Annotated in this window: 22 protein-coding genes, 2 pseudogenes and 1 CRISPR repeat array; of the genes and pseudogenes, 16 read left to right on the top strand and 8 right to left on the bottom strand. The window is 68.6% G+C overall.

From position 1 onward, the window contains the following. Positions 1-39 precede the first annotated feature (39 nt). The 8 genes from cas7e (at position 40) to ACIQKA_RS22880 (ending at position 8408) form a co-directional block, all read left to right on the top strand. Positions 40-1212 (top strand): type I-E CRISPR-associated protein Cas7/Cse4/CasC, encoded by a 1173-nt coding sequence (gene cas7e, locus ACIQKA_RS22915; protein WP_402542197.1) that lies wholly within the window; start codon positions 40-42, stop codon positions 1210-1212. Then, positions 1209-2012 carry a type I-E CRISPR-associated protein Cas5/CasD gene (gene cas5e / locus ACIQKA_RS22910; protein ID WP_402542196.1) on the top strand — a complete coding sequence of 268 codons (804 nt, stop codon included), beginning with the start codon at positions 1209-1211 and terminating at the stop codon, positions 2010-2012. The genes cas7e and cas5e overlap by 4 nt, the downstream gene beginning before the upstream one ends. 5 nt (positions 2013-2017) lie before the next feature. Beyond that, positions 2018-2821 (top strand): type I-E CRISPR-associated protein Cas6/Cse3/CasE, encoded by an 804-nt coding sequence (gene cas6e / locus ACIQKA_RS22905; protein ID WP_402542295.1) that lies wholly within the window; start codon positions 2018-2020, stop codon positions 2819-2821. After that, positions 2814-3824: a type I-E CRISPR-associated endonuclease Cas1e gene (gene cas1e / locus ACIQKA_RS22900; protein WP_402542195.1), complete on the top strand. Its 1011-nt coding sequence runs from the start codon at positions 2814-2816 to the stop codon at positions 3822-3824. Before cas6e ends, cas1e begins: the two co-directional genes overlap by 8 nt. Further along, complete coding sequence (gene cas2e, locus ACIQKA_RS22895; protein WP_402542194.1) at positions 3821-4141, top strand: type I-E CRISPR-associated endoribonuclease Cas2e; 321 nt, start codon at positions 3821-3823, stop codon at positions 4139-4141. The genes cas1e and cas2e overlap by 4 nt, the downstream gene beginning before the upstream one ends. 44 nt (positions 4142-4185) lie before the next feature. After that, positions 4186-6536: direct repeats of the CRISPR family, unit length 28 nt; unit sequence GTCGTCCCCGCGCCCGCGGGGGTTGTCC. A gap of 293 nt (positions 6537-6829) precedes the next feature. Further along, positions 6830-7030, top strand: a complete 201-nt coding sequence (locus tag ACIQKA_RS22890; protein ID WP_402542193.1) for a hypothetical protein — start codon at positions 6830-6832, stop codon at positions 7028-7030. Positions 7031-7032: 2 nt separating this feature from the next. Continuing rightward, a complete protein-coding gene (locus ACIQKA_RS22885) occupies positions 7033-7572 on the top strand; it encodes a DUF6879 family protein (RefSeq protein ID WP_402542192.1) in 540 nt (179 codons plus the stop codon). Further along, positions 7569-8408 (top strand): helix-turn-helix domain-containing protein, encoded by an 840-nt coding sequence (locus tag ACIQKA_RS22880; protein ID WP_402542190.1) that lies wholly within the window; start codon positions 7569-7571, stop codon positions 8406-8408. The genes ACIQKA_RS22885 and ACIQKA_RS22880 overlap by 4 nt, the downstream gene beginning before the upstream one ends. A 719-nt stretch (positions 8409-9127) precedes the next feature. Here ACIQKA_RS22880 and ACIQKA_RS22875 read toward each other — a convergent pair. From ACIQKA_RS22875 to ACIQKA_RS22850, 6 genes are all read right to left on the bottom strand, one after another. Next, positions 9128-10318: a DNA glycosylase AlkZ-like family protein gene (locus tag ACIQKA_RS22875; RefSeq protein WP_402542188.1), complete on the bottom strand. Its 1191-nt coding sequence runs from the start codon at positions 10316-10318 to the stop codon at positions 9128-9130. Next, on the bottom strand, positions 10315-11703 hold the full coding sequence (locus ACIQKA_RS22870; protein WP_402542187.1) for an MFS transporter: 1389 nt from the start codon (positions 11701-11703) through the stop codon (positions 10315-10317). The genes ACIQKA_RS22875 and ACIQKA_RS22870 overlap by 4 nt, the downstream gene beginning before the upstream one ends. Further along, positions 11700-12479, bottom strand: a complete 780-nt coding sequence (locus ACIQKA_RS22865; protein WP_402542186.1) for a hypothetical protein — start codon at positions 12477-12479, stop codon at positions 11700-11702. Before ACIQKA_RS22865 ends, ACIQKA_RS22870 begins: the two co-directional genes overlap by 4 nt. A 281-nt stretch (positions 12480-12760) precedes the next feature. Next, entirely contained in the window at positions 12761-13810 is a 1050-nt protein-coding gene (locus tag ACIQKA_RS22860) for a beta-propeller fold lactonase family protein (protein ID WP_383447135.1), read from the bottom strand. Between the two features lie 88 nt (positions 13811-13898). Further along, on the bottom strand, positions 13899-14594 hold the full coding sequence (locus tag ACIQKA_RS22855) for a TIGR02466 family protein (protein WP_402542185.1): 696 nt from the start codon (positions 14592-14594) through the stop codon (positions 13899-13901). Positions 14595-14880: 286 nt separating this feature from the next. Continuing rightward, a complete protein-coding gene (locus tag ACIQKA_RS22850; RefSeq protein WP_402542184.1) occupies positions 14881-16254 on the bottom strand; it encodes a hypothetical protein in 1374 nt (457 codons plus the stop codon). A 212-nt stretch (positions 16255-16466) separates the two neighbouring features. Here ACIQKA_RS22850 and ACIQKA_RS22845 point away from each other — a divergent pair, with 212 nt between their 5' ends. Further along, a complete protein-coding gene (locus ACIQKA_RS22845) occupies positions 16467-16883 on the top strand; it encodes a VOC family protein (RefSeq protein ID WP_383437951.1) in 417 nt (138 codons plus the stop codon). Positions 16884-17095: 212 nt separating this feature from the next. Here ACIQKA_RS22845 and ACIQKA_RS22840 read toward each other — a convergent pair. Then, a pseudogene (locus ACIQKA_RS22840) lies at positions 17096-17341 on the bottom strand (IS701 family transposase); the annotation flags it as partial. On the opposite strand from ACIQKA_RS22840, the pseudogene ACIQKA_RS22835 reads away from it, so the two are divergent. The 7 genes and pseudogenes from ACIQKA_RS22835 to ACIQKA_RS22805 form a co-directional block, all read left to right on the top strand. Then, positions 17329-17702: pseudogene (locus ACIQKA_RS22835) on the top strand (ATP-binding protein); the annotation flags it as partial. The pseudogenes ACIQKA_RS22840 and ACIQKA_RS22835 sit on opposite strands and share 13 nt — an antisense overlap. 46 nt (positions 17703-17748) lie before the next feature. Then, positions 17749-18204 (top strand): hypothetical protein, encoded by a 456-nt coding sequence (locus tag ACIQKA_RS22830; protein ID WP_402542183.1) that lies wholly within the window; start codon positions 17749-17751, stop codon positions 18202-18204. 198 nt (positions 18205-18402) lie between these two features. Next, positions 18403-18942 (top strand): winged helix-turn-helix domain-containing protein, encoded by a 540-nt coding sequence (locus ACIQKA_RS22825; protein WP_402542182.1) that lies wholly within the window; start codon positions 18403-18405, stop codon positions 18940-18942. After that, a complete protein-coding gene (locus ACIQKA_RS22820; RefSeq protein ID WP_402542294.1) occupies positions 18939-19487 on the top strand; it encodes a transposase in 549 nt (182 codons plus the stop codon). The genes ACIQKA_RS22825 and ACIQKA_RS22820 overlap by 4 nt, the downstream gene beginning before the upstream one ends. 1429 nt (positions 19488-20916) lie before the next feature. Beyond that, positions 20917-21234, top strand: a complete 318-nt coding sequence (locus ACIQKA_RS22815; RefSeq protein WP_402542181.1) for a hypothetical protein — start codon at positions 20917-20919, stop codon at positions 21232-21234. Positions 21235-22089: 855 nt separating this feature from the next. Further along, on the top strand, positions 22090-23415 hold the full coding sequence (locus tag ACIQKA_RS22810; protein WP_402542180.1) for an endonuclease domain-containing protein: 1326 nt from the start codon (positions 22090-22092) through the stop codon (positions 23413-23415). Positions 23416-23641: 226 nt separating this feature from the next. Further along, complete coding sequence (locus tag ACIQKA_RS22805) at positions 23642-24196, top strand: Uma2 family endonuclease (RefSeq protein ID WP_391096239.1); 555 nt, start codon at positions 23642-23644, stop codon at positions 24194-24196. Between the two features lie 613 nt (positions 24197-24809). Here ACIQKA_RS22805 and ACIQKA_RS22800 read toward each other — a convergent pair. After that, entirely contained in the window at positions 24810-25466 is a 657-nt protein-coding gene (locus ACIQKA_RS22800; protein ID WP_402542178.1) for a hypothetical protein, read from the bottom strand. Positions 25467-25782 lie beyond the last annotated feature (316 nt).

Genomic DNA, 25782 nt, shown 5'->3' with positions numbered 1-25782 from the left:
CCTTCTTCGCGGCGCCCCCTGCCCCCAAGGAGTCATGCCATGAGCCGCAAGCATCTGTTCGTCGAGGTCCACATTCTGCAGAGCCTTCCCCCGTCCAACGTCAACCGGGACGACTCCGGGACCCCGAAGCAGGCCATCTACGGCGGGGCCCGCCGGGCCCGCGTTTCCTCGCAGGCATGGAAGCGGGCGACCCGAACCGAGTACGCCCGGCAAGTACCTGAAGCCGACCGGGCCACCCGCACCAAGCGGATCGCTACCCTGCTCGCCCAGCGGCTCGTCCAGCCCGCCGACCAGGGCGGCGCCGGCCTCACCCAGGAGCAGGCCGATCGCTTGGCCGCCGCTCTGCTCGAGCCCCTGGGCATCACCAAGTCCGCCAAGAAGGACGACCAGTCCGCCTACCTGCTGTTCTTCGGCAAGAAGCAACTCGACGCTTTGGTAAAGCTCCTCGGCGGCCGCGCCGCCGAGCTGTCCGCCCTGACCGATGAAGAGCTGAAGAACGAAGTCAAGAAGCTGGCCGTCGTCCAGACACTGTCCACCGGCCACCCCGCGGAGGTCGCCCTCTTCGGCCGCATGGTCGCCGACCTGCCCACGCTGAACGTGGACGCCTCCGTCCAAGTCGCACACGCCCTGTCCACCCATGCCGTACGCACCGAATTCGACTACTACACCGCGGTCGATGACGAGAACACCGAGGACCACGGTGCCGGGATGATCGGCACCGTCGAATTCAACTCCTCCACGCTGTACCGCTACGCCGTCCTCGGCGTGCACCAGCTCCGTGACAACCTCTCCGACGCCGACGAGACCCGCGAAACAGCGGTCCGCTTCATCGACGCGTTCGCCCGCTCCATGCCGACCGGCCACCAAAACTCTTTCGCCCACCGCACCCTGCCCCACCTGGTGCTGCTAACGGTTCGCACCGACCAGCCGGTGAACCTCGTCTCCGCCTACGAGGAGCCCGTCACCGGTGTCACCGGCCTGGCCGGCGAATCCATGGTGCGGCTCGCCGACGAGCTTCGGGCCGTCGGTGACACCTGGGGCAACAAGCCGCTGCGGACCCTGGCCACCTATGCCGCCGAAGGCGACAAGGTCACCGAGGTGTTCGGCTCCTCCCTGCCTTTCCCCGCCCTCCTCGACTCGGTCAACACCTTGGTCGGCGAGTGGCTCGACGGCGAAATCGCCCCCTCCGAAGCCTCGGAGGCCAGCGCGTGACAACCGCCACGGACCACTGCGTCCTGGTGCTGCGGCTGGCCGCCCCCCTGCAGTCCTGGGGCGGCCCCTCCCGCTACAACCGGCGCGAAACCCGCCCCCAGCCTACAAAGTCCGGGGTCCTCGGCCTTCTGGCTGCCGCCGAAGGACGCGACCGTGAGGCGTCCCTCACCGACCTGGTCGGCCTGCAACTCGGCGTCCGGGTCGATCAACCCGGCACCTTGCTGCGCGACTACCACACCTACAGCGACTACCGAGGAATCCCGCTGCTCTCGGCCAAGACCAACGCCAAGGGACAGCAAACCCGCACCAGCCCGCCCAAGTACACCGGCGTCACCCAGCGCTTCTACCTCCAGGACGCCGTCTTCGTCGCCGCCCTGCACGGACCCAAGCCGTTGCTCGAGAGCCTGGAGAAGGCCGTACGAAACCCCGTGTACCCCCTCTCCCTCGGCCGCCGCTCCTGCCCGCCGGTCGGCCCCGTCAGCCTCGGTCTGCATTCCGACACGGAGCTGGAGGACGCGCTGAAGAACGTGCCATGGCAGGCAGGCAGCCACCGGCGCGCCCAGACCAAAGGCGCCACCGTGTCCTTGGAGGCCACCGTCGACGACCCGGCCGGCGACCAGCTCGCCATCGACGTCCCCGACACCTTCGACCTGAAGACCGGAACCCGCTTCGGCCGCCGCGCCGTACGCCACTTCTGGGTAACCCTGCCCACCGGCCGCGCCCAGCCGGATACCACCTCACCGGACACCGGCACCGCCGGACAGTCCGACCACGACCCGTTCGCTCTCCTGGGCTGGTGACCTACATGCCCTACCTGTCAAAGATCGCACTGAACCCGCGCCGTTGCACGGCCGTGTCTCTACTGGCCAGCCCACACCGTCTGCACGCCGCCATTCTCGCCGGACTGGCTGTACAACCCGTCACCGAGCGGGTGCTGTGGCGGCTGGAGAACAACACTCCCCACCGGGCCGAAGTCCTCGTCCTCACCGAGAGCCGCCCTTCCTGGGCGCACCTTGTCGACGACGCCGGCTGGCCCGGAGCCGACGGAGGCACCCCGCTCATCGCCGACTACACACCACTGCTCGAGCGCATCGCCCGCGGCCGGGAGTTCGGCTTCCGCCTCACCGCCAACCCCGTCCAGAGCGTCCCCCGACCTACCCGGCCGAGTGAGGAACAAGCGGCCCGCCTTAAGGAAGAAGCCGACCACGGCAGCCGACACCGCGGATTCCGCGTAGCCCATCGCACCGTGGAACAGCAGCTCAAATGGCTGCTCAGTCGAAGCGAACGCCACGGCTTCACCATCCCCGACGCGACAAGCACGCCTCCCGCACCCGGCCTGCAGGAAGGCGGTGGTCAACCAGAAGCCTCGGCATCGTCGGCAGGGCCGGCGGTCGCCATCATCAGCCGTGACATCCTGCGCTTCACCAAGCACAACGCCGGTCCCCGTATCACCCTGTCCACCGCCACCTTTGAAGGACGCCTGCGCGTCACCGATCCAGACGCGCTGCGCTCCGCCCTCCTCGGTGGCATCGGACCCGCCAAGGGCTATGGACAGGGCCTCCTCACGCTGGCACCACTGCGCCCCGTGGAAAAGGCCGACCATGGCTGATCCGTGGTGGCGGACCGGGCCACAGGACGTCCACCGGCTCGAGGACCGCATCAGCAGCCTCTACGCCGAACGCTGCCACATCGACCGGGATGACAACGCCATCGTCCTGGTCAACAAGGCACGCACCGTCCACGTCCCGGCCGCCTGGCTCGCCGTCCTCCTCATCGGCCCTGGTAGCCGCATCACTCACCCTGCCGTCACCCTGCTCGCCGACTCCGGCACCGCCGTGTGCTGGGTCGGCGAGCAGGGCGTGCGCCTCTACGCCACCGGCACCAGCACAGCCAGAGGGTCACAGCTTCAGTTACGGCAGGCATGGCTGGTCACCCGTCCCAAGGAACGCGTCGCTGTAGCTCGCCGTATGTACGACATGCGATTCCCCGGCGAGGACACCACCGGCCTGACCCTCCAACAACTGAGAGGCAGAGAAGGCACCCGCATCCGCCGCCTCTACTCCCAGCACGCGCAGCGCACCGGCGTCCCCTGGACGAAACGCAACTACAAGCCCGGCGACGCCTTCGCCGCCGGCGACGACGTCAACCGCCTCCTGTCCGCCGCCAACTCTGCCCTCTACGGCATCTGTCACGCTGCAATTACCGGGCTTGGCGCCAGTCCCGCCCTCGGCTTCGTCCACACCGGCAACGCTCTCTCGTTCGCACTGGATATCGCCGACCTCTACAAGGCCGAGTTCACCATCCCACTCGCCTTCGACCTCGCAGCCCAAGGCCTGACCACGGAACGCGACGCACGCACCGCCCTGCGGGACGCCATCGTCCGAGGCAAACTCCTGCCCCGCATCGTCGACGACATCAAACGGCTCCTCGTCCCCGAAGAAACCGACCTCGTTGACGAGGACCTCGGCGCTCTCTGGGACGACGGCGACACTGTTGTCAGCAGCGGCCGCAACTGGAGTGCCACAGACCACCTTGACATCATCCCAGAGGCCCCCGAGCCCTCGGAGCGGCCCGACCCGGACGACACCACCTCAGGAAAGCCAGCCTCATGAGCACCGGCACCACTGTGATCGTCCTCATCGCAGCCCCGCCCGGGCTCCGCGGCCACCTCACCCGGTGGTTCGTCGAAGTCGCCGTCGGCATCTTCGTCGGCAACCCCAACCCGCGCATCCGTGACTGCCTCTGGGCCACCCTCACCGACCGCATCCACGACGGACAAGCCGTCATGATCGAACCCGCGACAACCGAACAGGGCTGGACCACCCGCACCACTGGCCGCGACCGCTGGACTCCCGTCGACTTCGACGGCCTCACCCTCATCGCCCGCCCACGCCAAGGCGGACAGGCGTGGCGCCCCCAAACCACGTAAAGCAAAACAGCATGATCGCGTGACAACACCACAGGTCACCAAGTGTCGTCCCCGCGCCCACGGGGGTTGTCCGACCTCCGGCAGCACCACGAAGTTCCGCCGGTTGTCGTCCCCGCGCCCACGGGGGTTGTCCACCGACGGACGAGGAGGTGGCGGCGTACGTGGCGGTCGTCCCCGCGCCCACGGGGGTTGTCCCAGGCGGCCCGCGTGCCGGCCGAGCTGACATCCCGTCGTCCCCGCGCCCACGGGGGTTGTCCGCACACCAACCGCCGCCCGGCACTGCTGCTCAGGTCGTCCCCGCGCCCGCGGGGGTTGTCCGTACGCGGCATCAGCAGCGCTCGCACAGGTCGAGTCGTCCCCGCGCCCGCGGGGGTTGTCCTCGGTCATACCACTTAGCCACGGTTTCACTTCTCGTCGTCCCCGCGCCCGCGGGGGTTGTCCGAAGGAGTCCTCCTTCCGTACGTCGTCCGGCGGGTCGTCCCCGCGCCCGCGGGGGTTGTCCGGAGACTCTCGCGGCCTGCGAGGAAGGCGTGGGGTCGTCCCCGCGCCCGCGGGGGTTGTCCGCTCGGCCGGGCCCTGACCCAACTCGGCTACGAGTCGTCCCCGCGCCCGCGGGGGTTGTCCGCCGCTCCCCGCCCCGGCCACTCCGGTCTCCCGGTCGTCCCCGCGCCCGCGGGGGTTGTCCGAGGCGGGCCCGTTTGCATCCCCGCCCCGAGAGGTCGTCCCCGCGCCCGCGGGGGTTGTCCCCGCATCTTCGTCAGTGCGATGCGGGCAAGGGCGTCGTCCCCGCGCCCGCGGGGGTTGTCCTCGCGGCGAGCTCTCCGGCCTCGGCGTACCGGCGTCGTCCCCGCGCCCGCGGGGGTTGTCCGAAGGTCCGCCTTTACATGCCGAACGGCAAGGTCGTCGTCCCCGCGCCCGCGGGGGTTGTCCCTCCCGGGCGAACTTCATCGCCCTCGGCTTGTCGTCGTCCCCGCGCCCGCGGGGGTTGTCCCCTGGCCATCGCGATCTTTATGTGCGTGGTCGTGTCGTCCCCGCGCCCGCGGGGGTTGTCCCCCGGCGTACTCGCCTCTCAGGCACGGCCAGACGTCGTCCCCGCGCCCGCGGGGGTTGTCCGTGCGTGTGCTCCGGACCGATCGCGCCCTCCGAGTCGTCCCCGCGCCCGCGGGGGTTGTCCGATCGCCAATATGGGACTCGGGCGCGCCCGCGTGTCGTCCCCGCGCCCGCGGGGGTTGTCCGGGGATCAAGGCCACGTGGGACAAGGTCGCGTCGTCGTCCCCGCGCCCGCGGGGGTTGTCCGTGCGGTGTCTTCATCTGTGAAGTGGAAGTCGAGTCGTCCCCGCGCCCGCGGGGGTTGTCCCACGATGTCGCCGCTGTTCAAACTGACGTTGGGGTCGTCCCCGCGCCCGCGGGGGTTGTCCGACGTCCTTGATGGCGGCCAGGACGCCGGTGGCATCGTCCCCGCGCCCGCGGGGGTTGTCCCCGTCTTGGACGCCACACCCAACCGCCTGGCGAGTCGTCCCCGCGCCCGCGGGGGTTGTCCTCCCTGGCGGCCACCACCCCCACTCTCCTGACAGTCGTCCCCGCGCCCGCGGGGGTTGTCCGCACGCCATCCACGACGCCGCGCCGTCCCTCGTGTCGTCCCCGCGCCCGCGGGGGTTGTCCCAGCGCGCTCGACGAGGCCGAGGCCGCACGGGAGTCGTCCCCGCGCCCGCGGGGGTTGTCCTCCGGAGGAGCTGCTGTCGCGGTCGCACCACAGGTCGTCCCCGCGCCCGCGGGGGTTGTCCGATCACCAGCACGTCCGGGTGGCGGGCGAGCAGGTCGTCCCCGTGCCCGCGGGGGTTGTCCGCTCCTGATCGTCGTCGACGAGGCCGGCGGTATGTCGTCCCCGCGCCCGCGGGGGTTGTCCGACCCGCATGAGGACGGCGCGTCCTCCCTGGAGGTCGTCCCCGCGCCCGCGGGGGTTGTCCGCGCACAGCTTCGCGCCGTCCGCGTCCCGGGGGGTCGTCCCCGCGCCCGCGGGGGTTGTCCTCCGTGCCCGACGCGGTCGTCGTCCGCCGCACGGTCGTCCCCGCGCCCGCGGGGGTTGTCCCCGGCTGGTGCCGCTCTTCCAGCCGCGCGAGTAGTCGTCCCCGCGCCCGCGGGGGTTGTCCCCGGCCCACCCTGCCCGCCTGGTGCGGCCAGTGGTCGTCCCCGCGCCCGCGGGGGTTGTCCCCACACGCCGAGGAGAACCCCATGACCGACACCGTCGTCCCCGCGCCCGCGGGGGTTGTCCACTGGCTACGTTCGTCTACGTGACGGACGAGAAGTCGTCCTCGCGCCTGCGGGGGGTCGTCCCCAAGAGTGGGTGAAGGAACGCCAGGCCCTGGTGTCGTCCCCGCGCATGCGGGGATGGTCCCGACAACGGGCTGCATCTCTTCGGCCCACGCCTTGAACGCGAGTAACCACTGCGGACATGGGGGCGACTCTGGGAGTGCGACCAGCCGGCGCTGCTGGTGGCTTCGAGGACGGCGATGTCCCCGAGGAGGTCGAGCCAGCCAACGAGCAGATCGGACGCACCCGGGCAACGAGCCGGGCTGAGAACGGTCACTGCCGATCCCCAGCCCGAGTCGCGCAATTTCGGGCAACCTTCCTGCGCCCGGTCTGCTCGTCGACCATGCTGGGACCCCACTCGACGAGGACGGAGCCACCATGACACTCAGGTTCATCGGCACCACCAGCGAGCACGGCAACTGTCCCACCCTGTACGAGGTCATCGAGACCGGCGACCTCGTCGTCCAGGGCGACGAGATCGACACCGAACAGCGGGCCCAGCTCCGCGACCTCGGCGTTGCCGAGACCGCCGTCGTCATCCCCCGCGAGCTCCTCACCCGCTTCACCCCCAAGGAGTAACCGTGCCCCCGCTGGTCCCCTTCGAGGAGATCACCCACCTGTTCGCCGAGTTCCAGCACAGCGCGTTCCGGCTGGAGACCCGCCGCGGTTACGCCACCGACCGGGACGGCGCCCGCTTCCAGGCGTTCATGCGAGGTACCCTTCCGGCCACGGAGCCGGATCATCCGTGGAACGTGAATGTGCGCGAGAAGGCCCGGCGGGGCGCGCGGTTTTCCCGGGTCCGGATCATCGACGAGCCGCCTACGGACGGGCAGCGGTTCCTCATGGCGACCGCCGCCGGGAACACCGCGGCCGGCGAGGACATCCGCGTCCTGCACCGGGCTACGGCCGAGCGCCTCGGGGTCGACCTCCCTCACGACTTCTGGCTCTTCGACTCCCGCGTCCTCGTACGGATGCACATCGACGACACGGACATCACCGTCGGCGTCGAGCTCGTCGAGGACCAGGCGCAGGTCCTCGCCGCGTGCCAGGTCCGCGATACAGCCCAAGCCGCCGCCATCCCTACAGCCGAGGCATGGGCGGCGGTACGGTCCACGGCGTGACCGACCCCGACAGCAGCCGGGAAGCCCTTGGCGCGCGGCTCCGTGAGCTCCGTGCCGAGACCGGCCTGTCCGGCAAAGGGTTCGCCGCACGGCTCGGCTGGCAGGAGTCGAAGGTCTCCCGGCTCCAGTCCGGTAAGCAGAAGCCGAGCGCGGAGGACCTCGCCGAGTGGGCCGTGGCCGCCGGGCGGCCCGATCTCCTTGACGAGCTTCTCGCTCGTCTGCGAGGAGTGGAGTCACAGCCCGCGCACTGGCGTCGCCAGCTCGCTGCCGGCCATGCCCCCGTCCAGGACCGGTACGTCGTCGAGTACCGGCGCGCGGCTACGGCCCGCGGCTACGAGACCAGCGTCATCCCGGGCCTCTTCCAGACCGCGGACTATGCTCGCCACCTCCTCACCCAGAACGCCGCGCTGATGCGTTCGCCCCGGGACACCGAGGCCGCCGTGCAGTCCCGCATGCGCCGCCAAGGGGTGCTGTATGAGCCCGAGCGCCTGTTCCGCGTCCTGATCTGGGAGGCCGCCCTCTACGCCCAGGTGGGCACTGTCGACACGATGACCGGGCAGCTCGACCGGCTCGTCGGCCTCATCGGCATGTCGACCGTCGACCTCGGCATCGTGCCCCTCCGGGCGCCCATGCCGCTCACCCCGAAGCACGGGTTCTGGATCTTCGACGAACAGCGGGTCGTCGTCGAGACCATCAATACCGAGCTCCAGTACAACGGCGGGGACGATCTCGCCCTCTACGCCCGGGTCTGGGATCAGCTCTCCGAGCACGCCGCCCGCCGGCTCCAGGCGCAGCACCTCATCGGCCGTGTCCGCGCCGCGATTGCGCGGGCCTGAGCGACTCCGCAAAACCCCGGGCCAGGCCTGTGCAATCTGGTGCAATCATCCGGCGCACATAAAATTTTGCGACCTACGGTCAGCCCATGGTGACTTCAATCCCCAGCTCATGCGCCTGCAACTGGTGTCCGCATCCCGGGGCCGACTGCTGCATCCGCGTACACCCGTCCCCCCAGGGCGGCTTGCACGTCTACGCCCACCGGGTCTGCGCAGCGGTCCGGGGAGTGAAGTGGCTGTATCGGCTCCTCCCGGGGCCGGCTCATTGACCGCCGCGACGACGAGGGGCCGGGTGGTCCGGCCGGACTGCGAGTACGACGAGCACACGTGGTGCAAGACGAACGGGGTCTACGTCAACCGCACCGGCCGTGTCCCGGCCGACGCTCCCGACGCCACCGAGGTCTTCCCGCCAGAGCGCTGTGACTGCCCTTGCCACAAGGAGGTTCGATGAAGTGTCAGGCCTGCGGATGTCCGATCACCAGCGAGGCCCGCGAGGTAACCTCGGACTCGGACTCCGCTGCTCGACCGACGCTGTACATGCACCGGAGCCGTACGGACTGCGAGGCCGCCCAACGACAGGCCCGCTGATCTCCTGCTCGCGCAAGCAGGATCAGGCCGTCCCGGTCGGTTCCCGTCCCTCCGCCGCCGACCGGGCCTCACCCTCCCACGCTGAGGTCGACGAGGAGCACCCCTTCGCGTGGGTGGGGAACCGTTTGGATACCTCATGGGTGAACTGTGCGCTCCGTCTGAAGGCAGGTGGAGCGGAGTGCCGCTGTCACGGTGGGGTTCGCGGCGCCTTCGGCGAGTTCGATGCGGTCATGTCCGATAGCTGCTGCGAGGCTTTGGCAGCTGCGGGCCAGGGTGGCGGCTGCATCTGGTCCGGCGTGGGGTTCGAGGCTGGCCTGCTGGATGGTGAGTGCGCCGTTGTGGCGTGCGAAGTCGGCGCGGCCGATCAGGCGGCCGTCCGCGAGGAGGGGGCACACGTAGTAGCCGTGCGTGCGCCGGGCGGCTGGTTTGTATGCCTCGAAGACGTGGGTGAAGTCGAAGAGGCGTTGGACGCGGGGTCGGTGCCAGATGAGGTTGTCGAACGGGTTGAGGAAGACCGGTTCCGGATGCGGCTTGGCGGGCCGGGTGAGTGCGCAGGGGTCGGCCCAGGCAGGTCCCCAGTCTTCGACCTGCACGGTGGTGAGCGGTGTGGTGGGCAGGAGGCGTGCTGCGAGCGAGGTGGGGATGCGTAGATAGTCGGCGAGGTCCTTTGTGGTGCCTACCCCGAGTACGGCTCCGGCGTGGGTGAGGAGCTGGGTGAGACATTCGTCGTCGGATGCCTGGTCGGTCAGGTAGGGGGATGGGATGCAGCGGTCGGGGAGGTCGAAGAGGCGCTGTCCGTGTGTGCGCTGGGTGGAGGTCAGTTCTCCGGACCAGACGAGTAGTTCTACTGCGGTTTTGACCGGGTTCCAGTTCCAGCCGGTGCCCGTTGTGTCGGCGGATGTGCGTAAGTGGCGCAGGGGGAGTGGTCCGTCGAGGGTGATGCGGTCTATGAGTGCGGTCCGGGTGCGCTGGTCGGGGTAGTGGGGGTGGCAGCGGCTCGCGCGGCGGCGGAAGGCCCACAGGGGCCAGTCGGCGAGCGGGACGAGCGCGAGGGCGTGGGCGGGGTAGTCGAATGCGATCGGTGGGCCGTTGCTGTTGAGAGCGCTGTCGATGGCTTTGGTGGTGGTGCCGGGGATCCGGGTGGTGAGGGTGAGGTGGTGGGCTGGGGCGAGGACGTTGATGCTGTCGATTTGGACGATGCGCAGGTGGGCGAGGGCCGTGGCCGTGTCGGGAAAGCCGCCTGCGGGCAGGGCTGCGGCAACGGCGATGGACCGGGCCTCGGCCAGGGACAGTTCCAGCCTGGGTGGCGGCGCTGGAGCGTTCATCGGTGTGGCTCTGACACGGCTGCTGTGCTGGTTTCGGGCTGGGTGGCTTCGTCGGATCGCGGCTCGGGAAGGCTGGGTGTTCTAGCTGGGGGCAGGCCGGTGTCCATCGGGGTCGCCGTGTGGGGGTGGTCCGGTGGTGGGGGAGTGCGGCGGCCGGGGGCCAGGATTGTGCTTCCGGCTCCGGCGGCGGCGCAGCAGGTGAGGGTGAGCAGGGCCAGGTCCCATCTGTGGTGTTCGGCGAGGGTGCCGATGGCGATGGCCATGATGCCGTTGGTGATGTCGGTGGAGGCGCCGACCCAGGTGTTCGCCTCGACGCGGGTGTCGTCGCTGGCGGTGGCGTCGATGAGGAGGAAGGCGTTGATGAACAGCGGGGTGACGAACAGGCCGGCCAGGAGCAGCAGGGTGGCAAGGAGCCAGAGGGGGCGTGCGAGGAAGAGTGCGGTGCAGGGGAGGGTGAAGCCGAGGGTGAGGAGCCGGTACTTGCGCCACAGGCTGGTCTTCCAGTCGATGGTGGCGTAGAGGAGTCCGCCGATGACGCCTCCGGTGCTGGTGGCGGCGAGGAGAGGGCCGAGCCAGGCGGTGGTGCCCTGGTGCTGGGCGTAGGCGGGGATGAGGATGCCGGTGCCGCCGAAGATGCAGCCCATGACGAGCAGTGGTAGCAGGATCGCCGGTATCCCCGGTGTGGTGAGTGGGCCGAGCCATGTTCGCCCGGGTGGGCGGACTGTGTCTGTTGGCGGGGGAGTGGCGGTGGGCAGGGTGGTGCCGAGCTGGTGGCGGCGGGCTGCCGTGAGGTAGAGGGCGGTGACCGCGATGAAGCAGATCGCTGTCATCTCGTAGGCGTGGCGGGGACCCAGCACGGCGATCGTGGCGCCGGCGGTCAGCGGTGCCAGGACGAAGCCGGCCTCCTCGAGCATCGAGTCGGCGCTGTGGACCGCTTTCAGCTGGGCGTCGTCGCTGGCGAGGCGGCGCCAGGAGGACCGCAGGGCGGCGTTCAGGGGTGGGCTGGTCAGGGTGGCGGCGATAACCAGGGGCAGTGTCGTCCACCACGGCCAGAGGAACTCGACGCTGCAGGCGACCAGTCCCAGGAACACAGCGGTCGTCGCGCTCATCAGCGTGAGCATGCGATGGGCGCCGTATCGGTCGAGGAGGCGGCCGCGGAGCGGGGCGCAGAAGGCGAGGACGAAGGTGTAACCGCCGCCCACCAGGGCGGCGCGCGCGTAGCCGTGGGACTGGGCGAGGGCCAGGAGCAGGGTGATCGGCAGGACGGCGGCGGTGGTCCGTGCGAGGAACGCGAGCGCGAGGAGGCCCCGGATGGGAGGGCGGGCCAGTAGCTGGAGCGTGCCCGCGGAGCTCTTGCGGGGGCTGGATGTGTCGGAGGTGGTCACCGCTGTGCCTCCGGCTCGGCCATGATTCTCTGCTTCTCGGCCGCTGGTGGGGTCTCGGGGAAAGGATCAGCGTTGTGAGCGCCGGCTGTGTCGGCTTCGGCGGCCTCTGTTCGGGTAGCGGTGCGCAGGGAGTCAGGGTGCAGGAGCACAATGCGGGCGACGTTCTGTCCGCGGTGGAGGGTGACGGGGTGTTCCGGCTGGACGGCGATGCTCATCCCGCCGCGCGCTGCCATGGCGTTGACGGCCTTGGCGGAGATCACGCCGAGCGGCACCCGTAGCCCGTCTGGTGCCCGGTCCGGGAGCGGCATGACCATGAGGAACGTCCCGGTGGGGATGGTGGCTGCCCAACCGAGGCGCCACTCGACGGTGCCCTGCCCGTTGGGCACGAACATGCCCTCCCACCCTCCGCCGGGGCCTCGGTGGTCGCCGAGATGGAGCCAGTCTGCGTCTCTCACGGCGATCCAGTGCTTGTCTCGCTGCCACATGCCCGCGCCGCCCAGGCGCCGCCCTGTGTGATGGGGGTCCTCACCGTCAGGGACAGCGAAGCCGATGTCGTCGAGCGGTCTCATCGTGATCGTCAGCGGGGACCGTACGTTCCAGCCGATTTCCTGGCCAAGGAGCCAGGGCGGGCAGTCGGCGGGCAGACGCGGGATACGCAGGTAGCGGAACGACGCCTCGTAGGTGTCGCGCTCGGCCCGGGCCTGCGCGCGGTCGATGCGCGGCTTTTCGGGCAGGAGCGCCCAGGGCTGGAGCGGGCGGAAAGCGACCTCGGCCATGCGCTCTGCTCTCTGTCGAAGGGGCCGGCGCCCCCGGCCTTGTTCTCAGGTAAGGGAACGGGGCCGGGGGCTTTAGATACCGCGTGGCCCGGTGGTGGCTCCGGGCGGCTGGGCCGGGGCCCGGGACGGGGTGGCACTTCCGCCTCGAACCCCGTTGAGGGGGTAGTTTCCTGCTTGCTCGGACACCGGCCAGATCCCCGGACCGGCTGCCTTGCCGGTCGGCTGGCCGGGACGGTGGGGCCGGACGGCTGGTGTCCGGCCCCACCTGCCTGCCCCTGTGGTCAGGCCGGGGCGTCGGTGCGGTCCAGGCGCCGCAGGCGCTCGTCCTCGGGGAGGGTGTCGAGGTCGAACATGACCACGGAGCAGGGGCCGTAGCCGACGGAGATCTCCTCGTAGGAGAAGACGCCCTCGTCGCGGTCCAGGGGCGCGGAGGTGAGGTCGACCATGGTCAGGCTGTTGGGTGCGAACTGGGGGTGGGCGGCGGACATCATGCCGGCGCGGGAGAAGTTGGTGATGTAGGCGGTCTTGTCGCCGTGGTCGATGACCAGGCCGCGGGGACCGGAGCCGGTGGGGATGTGCCGGGTGACACGGAGGGTGTCGACGTCGATGACGGCGATGGTGGAGGAGTTCTCGACGGTGACCAGGGCGTACTGGCCGTCGGGGGTGAACGCGACGCCACGGCCGCCGGTGGAGGCGACGTCGATGTGCTGGGCGGTGTCGGTGGCCACGTCGATGACGGTCACGTAGGGGGCCTGGGTGTTGGCGACGAACACGCGGCGGCCGGAGGGGTCGATGCCGAGGCTGTAGGGATGGGCCTCGCGGTCGACGGGGATCTGCGCGATCTCGGTGACCTGCTCCGGGTGGCCGTCGGCGAGCGGGCTGATGTCGAGCTTGCTGATGTAGCCGTCGCCCCAGACGCAGACGTAGGCGATGGTGCCGTCCTGGCTGATGCCCATGTGGCGGGGGTCGCGGCCGGTGGGGATCTGATGGACTTCCACGTTGAGGTCGAGGTCCACGACGGAGACGGTGTTGGAGCCGGAGTTGGAGACCAGGAGGTACTTGTCACCGGGCAGGAGGCCTTGGCCGCGGGGTCCGTGACCGACCTCGATGCGGCGGACCTCGGTCAGCGCGACGGCGTCGATCTCGGAGACCGTGTTCTGGCTGGTGTTGCAGACGAATCCGCGCCCGCCCTTGGTGAACTTCACGCCTCCGCGGGGTGCGTTGCCGATGGGGATCTGGGCGATGGTGCGGTGCTCGCCCGACCCGGTCTTGGCGACGACAGAGACGACCCCGTCGTCGGTGTCGGTGGAGAAGAACTGGATATTGCGCATGGCGGTGATCCCTTTTCTTCTGTGCGGGACGGCAGGCCGGAGTCGGATTTAATTCCGGCCGGGATGGCCGACTGATGGAAATGTGCGGTCAGCCGAGGATGTAGTTCAGGTTCCAGGCGACGGACATCCGCGGAGTGGCGTCCTGGAAAGGCGGTACGGCGTGCTTGAGCCAGCCGGGAAATATCAGGAGCTCGCCCGGCGTGCAGGCAAGGCGGACACGGTGGCTCTCCCCGGCCAGTGAGATCCCCGGGTCGTAGTAGTCGGCATTCGGCCGGGGATCGAGCAGGTCGATCTCGCACGTGCCGGGTGCGGCCACGTAGTAGACCGCCGACAGAGCGGTATTGGGGTGGAAGTGCGGCTCATGCCGGTCACCGGACCGGTAGAGAGAGGCCCAGCTGCGGGTCACACCCACCGACACTGCCCGCACATCGCCTGCGGCCTGTTCCGCCTCGCGCTCCAGCGAACGGCCGAACGCCTCGGCGAGCGGCATACCGGTGAGGGACTCGGTAAACTTCCCTGCCACCGCGCACACCCAGCGGCTGAGTCGGACCGCGTCAGGGCCGCCCCACCGGGTGAACTCCCCGGAGGTCTCCAGCTTGTAGCCGAAGTCCTTCACTCCCGCTCCGGCGCGTTCGGACAGTACCTTCGACAGGCGGTCGCCGATTTCGCCGGCGAATGGGCAGGGTGTGCGGGCGACCGGCGTCGCGAACAGTTGCAGGACGGTCGCCCGGGTCGCAGTTCCCGTTCCGGGCCCCGCATTCTGGAATTTCTCGGAAACAGGCATGAAACAGAGAACCCCCCGCGAAAATTCAGCGGCTTTCACCGGCCCGAAGAGAGAGCGGTGCTATTGAGCGGTCACCAGTCTGTGCCCGCTTCCGTGGAAGCCGCAAGCTTTTCGATCCTGCTCGAAAAGGGCGCACAGTCGTTTCCGTGCGCCACCCCGCACCAGCAGTCCCGCTGAAATGGCGAGAGCGCGCCGATACTGCCCTCTGCGAAGGTAAAACCGTGCCCCACCCGTGACTCGAGCACCTCTGGACGGCGCAGACCACTTGCCGTCAGGGGGCGCGTACTCACTTCGGGCCGCTGCGAGGCCGCGTCCCGCACGGGACTCCGTGCGCCCCCAGCAGATCCTGTCCGAGCGGAGTCAGAGCATGATGAACGCTCACTCCGTCCCGCTCTGTAGTGATCAGCGCCGAAGCCCGCAGGACCCCTGTGTGATGCGAGACCGTCGCCGCGGACACCGACAGCTGCCGCACCAGCTCATTGGTCGTCGCCGCTTCCACAGCAGCGATCCGCATCAGAATGCGGGCCCGCGTAGCCCCCAGAAGCGCGGCCAGCGCCCCGCCCCGGGCAGGCTTCGGGCGTCCCTCCCCGAGGGAATGTCGCGGTGAAGGCATATGAGTACTGCTTTCCGAGTCGTCGTGCAGGCCGTCGCTCCGTCCTGGCGGAGCCGGGATGCGAAGACGGGAGCGGTCAGCCAGGGGCGGGAAGGGCGGCGCGTCGGCTTCGGCGAGCGCGACGGAACTTGGGCCCGCGCCCACGGGTATCTCCTCGAACTGAGGGGTGCCGTCCGTGTTGGACAGGTCCACGCCGTCCAGGTGCACCACGGCCAGCGACCGCTGGCCGGCGAGTGCGCAGTACACGGTGGCATCGACGGGGTCGACTGTGACGCCCCGAGGCCTGGAGCCCAGCGTGATGAGCCGGGTCACCGTCTCGTCCAGCAGGTCCACTACCGCGAGCGCACCCGCACGTTCCAGCGTCACCAGCGCGTATCCGCCCTCGCCCGTCAGCGCGACACCGGCCGGCGCCGCATCCCTGACCGGGATCGGAACCCAGCTCTTCACCCGCCCGCCTGCCACATCCACGACAGGCAGAACATCAAGCCGGGCGCAGGCGACCACCGCCTGGCCATCACACACCGCCACCGCCCGCGGCTGCGCGTACGCGGCGCCGACCTCAACCCGGGCCACGACCGCCGGGCACCGGCCCACGCCGAGACCGGACAGATCCACAACGGCCACGGAGCCCGCACCGCGCTCGCACACCACCGCCCAAAGACCGTCAGGCGACACCGCAATCGCCCCCGGCTCGCGCCCCACCGCCGTCCGGGCCACCTCCCGCGCCTCGGCGGTGTCGACGACGGAGACACTGTCGGAACCCGCGTTCGCCACCAGCAGGTACGGCGTGCCCGGCACCAGAGCCAAACACCGAGGCGCCCACCCCACCCGCACCGGGCTCACCGCTGCACCATCCAGGCCCAGAACGAGAACCTTGTCGGAGACGGACACCGCGAGGTAGAGCAGCCCGTCAGCACACTGCACCGCCGCCAAAGGTCCCCGGCCCGTGCGGACAACCCGCGTCGGCCCGTAGGCCGACGGCCCGGTTTTCAGGATGAAAGACGCCTGCCCGGCAGCGGTATCCGCCGAGCACAGCAGCACGGCCACAAGCCAGCCTCCTTGCCTGCGAGCGCAGCCAACCGGACCGAGCCGGCCCACAACGCCGTACACCTGTCGTACTGTCAGCAGCACAGAGATGAATGCATAAGACCGTCAACTGTCCGTAATCGCAACGGCATGCGACTGAATGAGCCACGTAGAGGAAAAACGGCTCATCTGGTATAGGCTGCCGCCCCCGCAGCCCAACGAGAGAACACACTGTGACCGACCAGAGCGCACCGGCATCCGGCACCCTCCACCACGTCGAGATCTGGGTCCCCGACCTCAACCGCGCCGTCAGCGACTGGCAATGGCTCCTCGAAGACCTCGGCTACACCCTCTACCAGCAATGGGCCAACGGCCGCAGCTGGAAACTCGGCACCACCTACCTCGTCTTCGAACAGTCCCCCGCACTTACCGCAGAACGCCACGACCGGTGCGCCCCCGGCCTCAACCATCTCGCGTTCCACATCGACACCGCCGATCACGTCGACCTCCTCACCGCCAAGGCCCGCGAGAACGGCTGGACGCTCCTCTTCCCCGACCGCCACCCCCACGCCGGCGGCGCCCATCAGCACGCCGCCTACCTCGAATCGCGTGACGGCTTCGAGATCGAGCTCATCGCTCCGACACCGTAACGGTCGGCTCTGACCAGCACAGTCCTGCAGGCCACCTGCGGCCCACGGTCCTGTGTCAAGTCTGGGAGTGAGTCGCTGGGATCGCTGGCAGCCCCCGCCGATATGGTGTGCGCGGGTTAAGTACTCCAGCAGCGGATCGTGTTCTGAGCTGCGTTTTCGTTAGTGGCAGCGGCGGGCGACGGCCTGGTGGTGTCTTCTCCAGGCCGACCACTTCAGTGCGTGGGTGAAGGGGTCACGGTCGGCTCGTGGGCGGGGCAGGAGAGCGTCCAGGAGCCGCCGGATATCTGCCACCGTGAGCGGGACGAGGACTGATCCGTTTCTGCAGCCCCTTTTGCGACCTCGGCGCCGGCCCGGGCGGCGAGTGCCGTCAGAACCGCGTGGGCGAGCATGGCCAGGGTGATGTGCCGATACCAGCCCGGATAGCGGCGGACCTCGTACTCGTCCAGGCCGCCGGGTCCGCTACACGCTCGCCGCCCGCCTGATCAACGAGCTCGTCGAAGCCGCCGACGAGAAGCAGCTCACCAAGACGATCGCCCGCTACGGCCGCGCTGACCTCTCCTCTGCATCGATGAGCTGGGCTATCTCGAACTGGACTGCCGCGGCGCGGAGATGCTGTTTCAGGTTCTGACGGAGAGGGAGGAGAAGAACAGTGTTGCGATCGCCTCGAACGAGTCGTTCGGAGGCTGGACCAAGACCTTCACCGACCCCCGCCTCTGCGCGGCGATCGTCGACCGGCTCACCTTCAACGGCACCATCATCGAGACCGGTACCGAGTCCTACCGCCTCGCCCAGACCAGGGCCAAACAGCAGCGAGGCTGACGAAAATCATCCGGAGATCGCCGGGGTTCCTGGCAGGCTGGGGGGCATGGCACCCCTCGACGATCAAGAACTGAGCACCGCGATCCAGAATGCCGAGTCGCCGGTCTGGTCCGTTCGCGGGGTGGCTGGGCGGCAGCTCGCGGGTTCGGGCAAGATCGAGGAAGTGGCGGACGTCATCCACCGTCTTCTCCTGGACGCCCAGGACACCTGGGTCATCCAGGAAACGGCCGAGGCATTGCTCGAACGCAAAGACACCATCGGCCTGCGCTATGTCCTGCTGGCTTACAGCCAGGCGGGCACCGACGACACCGTGGACCATCTCGGTGCCGCCTTGGACTGCAACCCCGAATGGATGACGCCCCAAGGCACGAACCGGCTAATCAAGCAGTACCGAGAGCTGGCAACGGACCCAGACGCCGGGGCCCGCAACGAAGCCCAACAGATCCTGGCGGAGCTACGGCCGCGCGAGGAATGGGCGCGCTACTCAGAGGTCGACTCCTGATTCTCGGTTGATCAGGGTCGACTGGGGCCACTCGAAACCGGGACCCGGGGCCGCCTCAAGCCGGAACACTGACTCTCTGCACGACCACATGGGGCTATCTGGAACCGGAAAAGTGGGGCCAGTTCGGACCGTTACTGACCTTGAAGTCGTCTTGTCGTAGGGGCTGACGGTTGCTGATCGTCGCGGTATGCCGGATGTATGAGGTATCCGCAGGGTGGGGGTCTGACCGCGGAGAGACAAGCGTTCCGTGAGCGGGTCCGGATGGAAGCAGTCGGGATGTTCGCCGAGGGGCGGGGCAGCACGGAGATCGCGAAGGAGTTACGGGTCAGCGTCCGGTCCGTCCAGCGATGGCGGCGGTCCTGGCTGGAGGCCGGCTGGGACGCGGTTCGTTCCCGTGGCCCGGCGTCGCGTCCGAAGCTGAGTGATGTGCTGTTCGCCGCGCTCGAGGAGGAGTTGGCCAAAGGCCCGGTCGCTCACGGCTGGCCGGATCAGCGGTGGACGCTCGCGCGGATCAAGACGCTGATCGGCCGACGGTTCCACAAGAGCATGACGTTGTCGGGCATCTCCCAGATGCTGCGCAGGCACGGCTGGAGCCATCAGGTTCCTGCCCGTCGGGCGGTCGAGCGTGACGAGGCGGCGGTGGCCGGCTGGGTGAAGGAGGTGTGGCCGCACCTGGAACCACCGTGGCGGCGCTCGGGGCCTGGCTCGTCTTCGAAGACGAGGCCGGATTCTCGATGACGCCGCCGACCTCGCGCACCTGGGGCAAACGCGGGTCCACCCCGGTCATCCGAGTCCGGGGCCGGTCCCAGCGGCGCTTCTCCATCGCAGCCCTGTGCTGCTACAAATCCGGGATGCGATCCCGCCTGATCTACCGGCCCAAACGGCACACCGATCACAAGAACGGCGGCCGCAAAAGCTTCGCCTGGACCGAGTACCGCGACCTCCTCATCGCAGCCCACCAGCAGCTCGGAGGGCCGATCGTCCTCGTCTGGGACAATTTGAACGTCCATAAGGACCGGCGAATGCGCGAGTTCATCGACACCCACGACTGGGTCGTGGCCTACCACCTGCCGCCCTACGCACCTGCCCTCAACCCAGTTGAGGGCATCTGGTCAGTGCTCCGCCGGACCAGCCAGGCCAACACCGCCTTCGCCGACCCCGACGACCTCATCCGCCGACTACGACTCGGTCTCCGCCAGATCCAGTACCGAAGCGATGTCATCGACGGCTGCCTCGCCGCGACCGGCCTCACACTCACGACATCACGCCTACAACCTCAGTAATGCCACCCTGAGGCGTACCGAGAACTCGTCGTACTTGGTCTCGTCCTTGATCACCGTGCTCACGACCGTCGCTGTCACATCACGGAGACAGTCTTCGGCCACGCCCGCGGAAGCGGGACACAGAGAGGCAGCCGCATACGCCCGTTCGTCGTCGATCAGCTCCGGCACCACGCCCAGGAGGACCGCTCCCGCCAGCGGGGTCGTCGCGAACCCCAAAAGAGCCGCGCACAAACCTCAGGTCCGGTGCCAGAGCGTGCGCCGACGTACGGAAACCGAAGCCCTGGGCAGGGCGAGGCGCGGTGGACCGTCAAGCATGCGGTGCCCCCTCCAGAGCCGCTCGTACCTGCACGGCCACCGTGAAGACGACGACGGCCACCGAAGCCCCGAGTCCGGTGGGGAGCGGGACCGCCACCTCCCGGCCCGTCACCGGCCGCAGGAGCTCTACAGCGCCGAGGACGACGACGGAACCCGCGCAACCGGCGAACACACCCGCAACCCAGTCCCGGCTCCGCCAGAATCAGCGCGTGAGCACCGTCATCACCGCGAAGGCGACCGCGGGTGACGACCGGCCGACGAAGGACAGCAGTGCCCCACCCGGTCCGTACACCATCCAACACCCCGCGAGCACCCACTCCGCCTCACGCCACGCGACCCTTCGGCGAACCGACATCGTCCCGGCCCCCTTCCGTCGTCCCTCCGGCCGCGCCGGAAGCCGGCGACCGCGTCTCACCACGCCGTCTCGTCCCACATACAAAAGGGAGCCAGAAGACGAGGAGGTAGAGCATCGGGCCGGCGGCACGGCAGAAGCCGATCACCCAGGGCTCCGGCAGTCCGGCCAAGCCGTACACACCGCTGCTCCCCGTGCCGATCCCCAGGAGAACGAAACCCACCGTCCAGCAGCGCACCGCCCACCGCGGGCCACGAACCACCCACGCGGGAGCCCGATCGGGACGACGCCACCACTCTCCGGCAAGCCACGCCATCAGCGGCCCGAAGAGCAGCAGAGCGACATCGCCGAACACGTCCCACAGCCGGTCCACGTTCCCCTCCTTTGGTCGCGCCTGGCTCCGAGACGCATGCCACGGGCCCCTTGTCGCCTTGCCCGACCCCCGGGAAGAGACCCGACACCCCCAGCGGTGAAGCCGCAGCAGGCGTGAATGCCGCGAGTCGGTGAACGAGGAGGCACGAGACCGTCCTGGGCCTTTGCGGCCTCGCCTCGGTACAGGACCGAGCCTGCCATCCCACACCGAGGAATATATTGCCGGGTTCCGGCAACATCGACGCACGCAGACAGACAGCGCGGTCCCTGATGCGGCCCTCCGCAGCCTTACTAGAGTCGGCCTTCACGCCGGAGTCCGCTGTGCCGGCACCGACCCGACACAGCTGGCCACACGGACGAGCTGTGCCCGCACCCCAGGAGTCGTCCCCCATGACATGGCAGTGGATCGGCCTCACGTTCTTCTCCCTCACGGTGCTGCCGACGGGCCTGGCCATGGCCACGAACCGAGTCCCCGAGCGGCTGCGCCACCGACTGGCTCCTGTACGACCGCGTGGCTGTGCCCTCCTGCTGATCTACGCCACCGTGCACTTCAACGCGCTGCCCCGCATAACCGACGCCTCACCCGACATCGCGCTCGCCTGCACGGCAGGTGGCGGTGTACTGGCCGTCGCCGGGTGCCTGACTCTGGGTCTCACCACCCGTACGCGTCAGCGCCGCCCGGTCGTGGCCCCGCGCGAAGGCTCCTGACTCCATGCCCGCAACATCACCTCGGGCCGGCCGCGCGCGACGGGAGGCCCTCTCGCTCACCGCCTGGTGGGCCGTGCTCACCCTGGCCTTCTGGCTCCTGGGACACGCGATGAGCCACCCGACCGGCCTGGCGCCGAGTGCCGCAGCCTCCGCCCTCCTCACCGCCATCGGCGAAGCCGGCGACTGGACCAGACGACGCTGGAAAGCCCGGCGTCACCCTTCGAAAGAGGGCCCCACCTCCACCGGACCCTGACCGGAACCGTGCCAAACCTGCCAGTAGGAACGGTGAACAGCGGTCACCAGAGGCTTCGACGAGTCAACCGCCGCGAGGCCGCCCATAACCGTTCCCGCAGGTCAGAGGGCGCGTGCCCGCCTGAGTGCCGGATGATTCCCAAGCTCGTGATCTCTTGAGTATGGTGCGCGGCATGTCTAGTGGACCTCCTGTCTGTCCCGAGTGTGCTCAGCCGATGAAGTCGGGCGGCTTTGTGCTCATGCAGCGGCAGGAGGACGGCAAGCGGACATGCCGCGCTCCGTGGCGGTGCCCAGGCCGGCAGCTTTGGTGGCATTGGGCCGATCAACCGGACGCACCCATGGAGCTATGTCCCTTCCCACAGGTGCTTGGCAAGTGAGAGCAGCCAACCACGCGCAGGTGGACACTATCCCGAGGCACTGAGCCCTTTCCCTGTCCTTGGTAACGGTAGCGCCGTCGAGTACGCGACCGCCCTCGGGGCGTGACCACTACCCCACATATGTCCGTCAGAGCAGAACAAGCTCAGTCCCTGGTCCGCGCGTCGGCAAGTGCGGGGGGCGCGTCATTAGCCTATGAGTATGTCGGGACGTGTCGTTGCAGGTCGTATGAGCGATCTGATCACTGTGCAGGCTGCGGATGCTCTGTGGGCCGGCCTCACCGCCAGCAGCGCTGTACCGCCGGCCTCCATAGTGCATGTCAGTCCGCCCTCCAGTGTTCGGGTGGGCTATGTCCTGCTCGGCAGCCATGTGGTGATGACGGTGAGGGCAGGTGACGGCCGGTGGAGCGTTTCGGAGAGCGACGTGCGCCAGGCCGCGGCAGAGCTGTGCGCGGTGCAGGTAGACCTTGATGATCTGGTCCGTGTCGGTCCCTTCGGCGGTGTGCCGAAGCAAGAACACAGTGCAGGGATGTTGCTGGGATGGCGCCGACGCATCGCCCGTGAACTGCAGGGACGGGACCGGTCTGAGCCGGCGGTGCGAGACGAGAGTGGCCGGGCGGTTCATCTGGCGGCTATCGACTGGCAGCGAATACTCGTAGAACAGGACTGCGACCGGACAGGGCGCACGTGGTGGCTGCCACGTGCCGTGGTCAAGCTGCTGGATGCGGCAGAGCATGCCGAAAGACGATGGCTGCAGACCGCACGAACCGGCCAGGAGACCACAGAACCCATCGAACCGGCCTCCTCACTCAGGCAGACTCCCGCCACTGGTAGTCGGCAAGTAAGAAGGCCCGATCGACCGGTCAGTTCCCTGCGCCCCTATAACGAGGAACTGAGGGGCCTGCTGTATTCAGTGCTCAGCAGGAAACCCGACATCCCTCGCAAAGTGGCTGGATGGGCATGCGCCGTCTGCCGCACGGCACCCGCCACCGTCCTGGACCACTGCCACGAGCACGGCTACGTCCGCGCACCCCTGTGCCAGTCCTGCAACACCCAAGAACGCCCCGACCATCTCTACCCCAACGACATCCGAGTCACCGACCGTTACACACGCCTGTTCACCACCCACGCCACCGAATGGCTGAGCCACTGGCACCGCTGCCCCGGCTGCCGCACCCGCACCACCCTGCCCCTGCCCCACCTCGCCGCGTGGACCGCCCATATCGCCTGCCGCCCCCTGCGCCCCACCCACCGCGACACCCACAGCTCCCGCGGACGCAAACCATGCGGCACCCTCCGCGTAGCCTGGACCGGCAGCCACCACACCCCACACACCTGCCGGCTCACCGTCACCGTCGACTTCTGCCCCTCCGGCGAACACCGGGACCTGGCACACCTCCCCTACCGCCAAGCCGCCGAACAATTCCGCATCTGGCTAGCGGAGACTGCACCTACCGTGGCCGCCGCGGCCGGCCCCGACCGCGTGGACGACCTCCCCACCCAATTCCGACCCGTCATCCCAGACACCAGCGGCGAAGATCTGGGACTGTTCTGACCACACAACGCCAACGCCCTCCCCACCTGAGTGAAGATGATCCTTGTGCGCCTGCCGTGTTCGAGGCGTGGCTCCGTTGCTCCGTGCGATCTGCTTTCAGCAGGGGGCTGCACCCTTTAACGTTCAGGGATGGGTACTCACGTGAGTGCTTCGTACGTGGCGATTGCTGGTTTCTCCGGGGCAACCGCCCGTACTCTTCCTGCCGGCCTTGGACACGGGAAGCGTGATGAGCACAGCGGCTGACTACAGCAACGTCGATCCGGAACGGGCCTTGAAGTACGCCGTCCAGCACATCAGAGGTGACCGCGCCCAGATCATCGAAGGAATCATCGAGCCCGTGTCTCCTACCTGGGACCACGAAGCGGCAGCGGAAACCATCCGCGACCAGATCCGGCTCCGCGCGCGACAGCTGGGGTGTCTCACCGGATCGGGCAATCTTGATCTGCCCGGCTCCTCCAACTGGTTCGTTCCCGACATTGCGGTCGTCCCGGCAGCCCAGGCCAAGGGGGCTGCTGCTCTCCTGCCCGAGGACACTCTTCTCATCGTCGAGGTGACCTCGGAGTCCAACGGAGATACCGATCGCGTCGTCAAGCGCAGGCGCTACGCCGAGTACAACGCTCCGCTCTACCTCGTCATCGACCGCCAGGAGCGAAGCGTCACGCTGTTCTCCGAGCCCGGGAAGCTCGGCTACACCCGCGTCGACGGTCCGCACCCCTTTGGCACGCCCATCACACTTCCAGAGCCCTTCGGCCTCGATCTGGACACCACCGAACTGAACTGATCCGGCGACGACAGGACTGCGCCCGTGCACCGATCCGGACCAGGCGCTCGACCGTTGAGATCTTCGGCTGGGTACGAGCGTGGAGGTCCTGGAGGGATGCGCAGGGTTGCGTGATAGTGCTCTGGGGGCGTCTGCGACTGCTGCTACCGGTTGTCCGCGCTGCTTGCCGCAGCAGCGGCAAGCGTCCTGGGCGGCGCCCACTCACAGCGACCGAGGCCGCCACTGCCCGGCCGACTACAGCCAGCGATGCCGAGACCAGGACTACCTCCAACGCCAGCAGAACCCCGCTCAACCCCTCGCTGGCCACAGCCTCCCCACGGGCCTGATATGCGGCTTCTGCCGCACCCCCATGCAGCCGACCTCAGCAGCCCGACGCTGGTGCTCGCATGCCTGCCGACAGGCCGCCTACCGAGCACGGAAACTCGGTGAGCTCCCGGCGACAGCTCTCGCCCGTCAGAACCGAGCGAACTGAGGCACTAGCGCCCGGTTTGACGAAGAAGCCTGCGCTTCGCTGGACCCGCTCAGTGAGTTGCGGACCAATCGGCACTGACCTGATCCGCTACGGAGAAGCCGGTTTCGCAGTCCGGGCACGTCGCATGGCCGAAGACGTAGGTCATCGCGCTGGCGACGTCTTGGTGCCCGTCGACGAGGGCGATGTCGCGGAGCCGGCGGCCGAAGGCATCCATGGCCGCGGGGCTGGCGGGATACAGGGGCGTGGTCTCGACGTCATCCTCCGACAGCGCGTAGTCACCGCTCGTGGAGAAGAATCCGCGCTCGCCGATGACGATGAACAGGGCGGCTTCGCAGCCAGGGCAGGAGACTCGTACTCCTCGTTCACGAGGCCCCAGGCGAGGTCTTCACCCCAGCCCACGACGCCTTCGAAGCTCAGCATGGACTCCAGGAGATAGGCGTACTCGTTCCGATCGGACGATGCCCGGAGGTGTTCGTTCGCCACTACCAGCAGGGGCTCGATCTCCGCAGCGTGCTGGGCGCGGACGTCGCCGGCCCCGTGCGGCTGGTCAGAGCCCGCCAAGATCGCACCCACCAGGTTCAAGGCGCTCACCGCCTGCTCCCGGTCATCGCGGCCGGCTACGTCGGCCAGCCATGGCAAGGCCGCGAAGCTGGCCGAGTAGACACTGCCTTGATGACAGAGCGCCGACCACAGATTGCTCCAGTACTCGGGGATCGGTTCCGAAGCGATCTGATCCAGCAGCACCGGTATGTCTTCCGCCGAGCCGTAGGCATGGCTGAGTTGCGCCCAATCCGTCATGCCGGAATCCAAGCAGGTCAGTCCCATCCGCCGTGACTCCGGCCCTCGGGCAGGGAAAGCTCCTGACCTGCGCGGTTAAGGTTCGATGTCCCGAAACCGGTAGCCATCACGCTTCGATGGCAAACGAGCAAGATCCGATGGGAGAGGACACCTACGGACTTCACAAAGCGGATATAAATGGGCATATTTTGAGGCCGCGTGACACTTCTCGGGAAGGGGCGTGACAACCGATGTCACGCCCACGGCCCTGTGCCAGCGGACGGGGGATACGGAGGCGGACCGGGTTTGAGCAACTGCCACCTGGCCAGGTGAGTAT

Source organism: Streptomyces sp. NPDC092045 (assembly GCF_044756005.1).
Taxonomy (GTDB): Bacteria; Actinomycetota; Actinomycetes; order Streptomycetales; family Streptomycetaceae; genus Streptomyces.
The sequence above is the reverse complement of the archived record's forward strand: the minus strand, read 5'-3'. Positions and strand labels throughout refer to the sequence as shown.